General features: G+C 37.2%; 7 protein-coding genes. 6 read left to right on the top strand and 1 reads right to left on the bottom strand.

Features of this window, described 5'->3' with window-relative positions:
* Positions 1-27 precede the first annotated feature (27 nt).
* The gene (locus IQR33_RS17040) at positions 28-312 is read right to left on the bottom strand and encodes a hypothetical protein (protein WP_138058896.1); all 285 of its coding nucleotides are present in this window, start codon (positions 310-312) and stop codon (positions 28-30) included.
* Between the two features lie 753 nt (positions 313-1,065).
* On the opposite strand from IQR33_RS17040, the gene IQR33_RS17035 reads away from it, so the two are divergent.
* From IQR33_RS17035 to IQR33_RS17005, 6 genes are all read left to right on the top strand, one after another.
* Positions 1,066-1,614 (top strand): hypothetical protein, encoded by a 549-nt coding sequence (locus tag IQR33_RS17035; RefSeq protein WP_193843878.1) that lies wholly within the window; start codon positions 1,066-1,068, stop codon positions 1,612-1,614.
* An 11-nt stretch (positions 1,615-1,625) separates the two neighbouring features.
* Positions 1,626-1,964, top strand: coding sequence for a hypothetical protein (locus IQR33_RS17030; RefSeq protein WP_025634098.1), 339 nt, complete (start codon positions 1,626-1,628; stop codon positions 1,962-1,964).
* A gap of 11 nt (positions 1,965-1,975) precedes the next feature.
* Positions 1,976-3,313, top strand: coding sequence for a hypothetical protein (locus IQR33_RS17025; RefSeq protein WP_193843877.1), 1,338 nt, complete (start codon positions 1,976-1,978; stop codon positions 3,311-3,313).
* 105 nt (positions 3,314-3,418) lie between these two features.
* A complete protein-coding gene (locus IQR33_RS17020) occupies positions 3,419-3,736 on the top strand; it encodes a hypothetical protein (RefSeq protein ID WP_025634101.1) in 318 nt (105 codons plus the stop codon).
* Positions 3,737-3,996: 260 nt separating this feature from the next.
* Positions 3,997-4,644, top strand: coding sequence for a hypothetical protein (locus IQR33_RS17010; RefSeq protein ID WP_042776360.1), 648 nt, complete (start codon positions 3,997-3,999; stop codon positions 4,642-4,644).
* Between the two features lie 245 nt (positions 4,645-4,889).
* Positions 4,890-5,306 (top strand): hypothetical protein, encoded by a 417-nt coding sequence (locus IQR33_RS17005; protein WP_025634104.1) that lies wholly within the window; start codon positions 4,890-4,892, stop codon positions 5,304-5,306.
* Positions 5,307-5,323 lie beyond the last annotated feature (17 nt).

The following is a 5,323-nucleotide window of genomic DNA, read 5'->3' as shown; positions in this document are numbered from 1 at the left end:
TGAAAGCTCTATCAAGTTGTAGTTAGGTCATGACATAAAAGGAACACCAGCCTTTTCTAGGTCTTGCCATGTAAGAGGGGCGTTCTTCACTGTACGGGGTGTTTCAAAGTGAACATTTTCGGCTTCTGAAATAAACATTCCTCTATCAGGATTTAAAAGATCCATGATTAAAGTGCCATCGGGATGGACAATAAACTCCAATTGATATCCCTCCGGTACATTTGGCCATTTATAATCCTCAGGAATGATGCCTTTAAGCCTTTGCGAGACAATGGAGACTGTCAAAACTTCATCTTTATCAATTTTTATCATATCAATCATACTCTTCGTTAATATTTGTACCAAAGCTCATATGGAAACTAAGTTGATCAAATTATCAACTAGCTCAGCATGAGGTTTTCCTAACATACGTATAAAAATATATGGTAACATTAGTATTGTTTTTTATACGCGAATGACATCTATTAATCAATGTTTAGTCTAGACTGCCTAAGAATGGTTGAGGAAAAGCTAATGTTTAGAACAAAGTATTTACTGATAGCACTATCTTGTACTGCTTTGATTTGCCTGATTTTCTTTAATAGCGGAGCATACAAAGACAATTTCGAGGTGGTGGCCAAGGTATGTGGTCTACTATCACTAGCTAGCTGGCTAGAACGTACAAAGCAGATATAACAGATAGTCGTCATGTGGCCAAAACCTATACATCCATATCTACTTAAAAAGCATGCGTACAGGTGTGCTCTAGATCCATATCGACACACGTTGATGACACTCCAGAACTATGACGACCTGATAAACCTAGATCTGCAGGTGCTTGATACTCTATATCAACTAGAACATTTGATAGTCAGTCATTTAGAAAAAATGACAAACCATCATATTAACTCAATTACTAGTGGTAAGTACCTTTTCGGCTTGAAACTAATAGAGGCGGCTATACACAGACTTCCAGTACCGACATTCGAAAATATTGAACTGACATCGCGATCAGATAACGGCGTAAGACAAATCCTCGCGATAAAAGTGTTGTAACTGAGAATATTTGAACTAGGAGACTCAAGATTGGAAAGCGCAGTAACTAAAACAAGATGTACTGCTAAGCGCAATACATCAACTAACATCGAAAGGGCATGCTCTGCTAGTTTAGAAGAATTACTTTCAACCTATAAATTAATTGAAAGTATGGGAAGGTATGATCCTCTCTGGATCTCTTTCGAAAGAAACAGAATTGAACAAATTTGCAAAGTTAAAGAATGGACTAGGGTTGGTTTAAAAGAGCTCAATTGTATTTTGTCTTTGAAAGATATGATTAAGCTCGCCAAGAAAGAACCTAACCTAACACCACTACTTGACAGGTTATCAGGATGTTATCGCGTTAGAAGTACCAATACTTACATGGTAAGTACCTCAAGCGAACTCGATTTGTTGAAGATTGAATTTACAGCAGCAGCACGATTTACTGTCGCAAGTTGGATGTACATTGCATTTTCTACCCATTTTGAGGACGGAGTTGAGCTAGGTTGGTCAACCATTGATGCAATATTCGAATCTCAATCACTCCCTTCAACACATCCAGACACATGGACAATGAACAATTTCTTATACATCTAGGAGGTAATAATATGATGCATTACAAAGACTCTGTATTTTCACCAGAATGGGGGCAGTTCACCAGAAGAATAGTTATATTGGCATTTTCTCTAACAATTGTAGGTTTAGCTGCATGGCGATTCTCTCAATTAGAGTCTTTTAATCTGCTTTATATAGTAATTCTTCTTCTTGGTATCCTTATCCAGGGGCTATACCCAATTTATGCTGAACGCAAAGAATTGAGACGCAAGCTTTACAGAAGACACTTGAGTACACTTAATATTGATATTCTCGAGAAGTATTTAAATCAAGCTGAAAGCGATATAGAACGAGATTTGATAGAAGACACCATTTCAACAATACGTTATTGATTGGTGATTGAATGGATATCAAATTCGACACTACTGAAATCTATCACGAGAATCGACACCAAAACCTTATGCGTATAGTCAACCAAGACTACAACCGTAAGATTCAGAACTTATGTAGACATTTAGATATGCCTCACTTGGCCAGTTATCTCAGCCACAGATCCAAGCCTCAGAAGAACATCAGTCACAGACTAGCTAGAAACATAGAAACAAAGCTCGGTATGCCTATTGGACAACTTGATGAGGCCATTTCTACCATAAATGTAGACCCAACAATTGATGATAACCTCCCAATTGACAAGCTTGCCAGATCTAGGAATTTAGAGATCCTATTGACCCTTATAGGGAATGGCAATATTAGCAAATTGAACTCAGAGCTAGGTTGTCATTTGAACAATCATTTAGGGCCTAATAAATCCCGTATGCTAGGAAAAAAGTTAGCAACCAGAATTGAAACTAAACTAGGGCTACGCCCTGGCACCATGAGCGTGAAATGTACTTTCAATGATTTTCTACCATATTTAAACAGGGACCAATTGACTAGGCATATCGAGTCTAAACAAGAAGAGTATGATGAACGAATGTCAAAACGTAGAATAATAATTGAACAAAGGAATGATATCGTGAGCCAGATGTTGAAGAAGATAGCCAGCTTTCTGGAAGGCAGTGGTACACATGAAATATTAGAGGATTCTGATATTAGAAAGGTGTATATCCCTGTGCCAAACCACAAAAATGAACTCCCAATATTAGTTAGCTGCGAAACTAAGCCATCAAACAGATTCTTAATTTTATGCTCTAAAGGTATGACAGAGCGACACGATAAACTCACAAACATGATTTTAAGCGATAGGGATAAGTTTGAAACAGATGTCGGTGAAATGGACCATTATCCAAAAATCGCTGTAATAAACGCCTATGACCCAGAGTTGGCGATGCCATCGTTGAATAACCCAGAAATTACATTAATTATTAAAAAGGCTTTGTATCAGCTCAGTAATTTGACAGACGACTATTTGCTAGCAAAGTTTAAGTTAAAAACAGTATATAACGAACTAGTAACCGCACAACTCCAATACGTAAAGTCATTCAGTTCTGTGCAAATCATTAAAACAAAGGAGCTGTTACATCGAGGTTTTTCAATACCCAATATTAAGTTGCGTGGAACAAGGGAACTTAGCCACTCTTTACTAGTACCAGTTAGCAATAGCAAAGATACCTTAAGAGAAGTACGGGAGTTTGCAAAAGGAAGTGGTACTGACTTCGTATTGCCCATCTGTATAAATAATGGCAATGTGGTGTCAGACCAATTTGTGCCTACCAAGACCTGGCTGGCCAGCCACATATAGATACAAGCTTGATCATAACCATATAAAAACAAAAGATAATTGATACATACTTGGTAACATCTTAGTATGTGTCAATATGGTTTTTTTTTACGCAAAGTAGGAAGTATGTTGTTCTTTCTTGAAAAATTGGGGATCAAGGCAGCGATGCACTGTCGGCTCGTGAATGGTAATCAAGAGCATTTATTATGGGGGCTGGATTGGAACTCGAAAAGAGCACTACTTGAGTCAAAAAATCGCTGGTTTTGGCTACCTTTACAAAATGTAGAAATATCGAATGTTACAAACATAGTCGATAAACTTTCGGAGTTTTACGCTTCACATGATGAAAAGATATTAGGTGTAAATTGGCTTGAAGGCACACTATTGATATCTAAAGATACTCACTTGGATTGGGTTACCGAAGAAGATCTCGAGCTTCCTTAAATCATAACCTAACTGTTTAAAGAAGGATTAATTTATGGCCACTGTTGCAGCATTACCTTTCCCTCAACTACCTGAGTTTTTTTCATTTTTCGCAACAAACCCCTACGGAATAGTTATTAGTTTACTATTAGGATTGATCATTAGTGGCGTTGTGTTGAGAGGACTAGTTGATCTGTTTAGAGGTCAACAAAAGTAATAGCTCAATTTTGTTTAGTTTTTAGATAATACAATTTAAGACTTATAACCTGATGAGAAGCGGCATGTTAGAAAGAACAATGGAAAGAGAGCTCATCTTTCATGGTACACGAGCTAAGGAGTTTGATAAATTTGAGTTAGGCATGCTAGGTACAGGCGAAGGCTGTAATGATGCTAATGGATTTTACTTCGTTTCTAATCTGAAAGGAGCATGCTATCACGCTGACTATAAAGCGAGGCAGGTAGGTAAACCTACCGTATATGTGTGCGCAATAAAGGAACAAGCTAAAGTAGTAACTATTGGTAAATCCATTTCTATGCACCCCAAATATCTACAGCAACATTGGGATAAATTACCAGTGTGGATATCAACTAAGAGGGGTAAAGAATGGTACTCAGAACTTGCAAAACCACCTGAAAATCGAATACACAATGACCTAATTGATTTGAATGAACGGAAACGTTGTCATATTTTGCGTGAAAACGGTATCGATATCTTAAAGGATTTTGAGAGTGGCCAATTTGTAGACGGTGGGTATCATGGCCGTTCTCATTTAGTGTTAAATCCAGACTCTATTGATATAATTGAGACTTTAAATGTAGAAGAAATATATGATGAAATATCTGGGAGACCCAAATTTTACCACCTCCGTAAAGAGCCTTGTATATTTGGTAAATCAAATATTTTAAGCCGACTTTGCGAGTATGACTGAGTATATTTTGACCCGTTTAAATCTTTCAGATATTAAGTTTAACATAGACATTGTTCTAGCATACCCAGGTTAAATATCAAATTGAAAGGGCTGGTGGGTGTTTTATAACCAGCCTTTTTGATGAACAAATAATATTTAAAACTAGATATAACTAGTCATGAAATACAATTATTGTATTTCATGCATTGAATATTCCAAAACAATCCCCACCTTAATACTAATACTAACAATAAAACGGATATAATATGTTCGACTCACTTAAAAGCACCTTTCCCTGGTCTATTATAGCTATCGTTGCTGTATCTGGCTCTGGAGTCGTCGGTGCAAAACTATACAAAGAATATCTCAAAACTACCGGGCCAGCAGTTGTTCAAGGCATTTCCGACAACGAAGCGTACAAAGACTTTGTTGACTGCCTGACGGTGGTAGATTTAGAGCGTTCTAGCTTAATGGAAAAATGCGACAGTTTCTATTTAGAATACCTACCAGCTAAAACAGATCCGAGTTACAAGAAGAAGATCATAGAAGTTCAACAGCTAAAGCCAGAGTGGATTGAACAAACCTATCAGAAATTAACTTGGTTACGATCTGACTATGGACTCCCTGATTATCCACCACTGGAAGACTTATCCAATGGTCAATTGACTTCAGTAAGCAACTGATTTCAAACCTAACAGCA

The organism is Vibrio sp. OPT46 (genome assembly GCF_015163535.1).
GTDB lineage: Bacteria > Pseudomonadota > Gammaproteobacteria > Enterobacterales > Vibrionaceae > Vibrio > Vibrio alginolyticus.
Note: the sequence above shows the minus strand (reverse complement) of the source record. Positions and strands in the feature narration are given on the sequence as shown.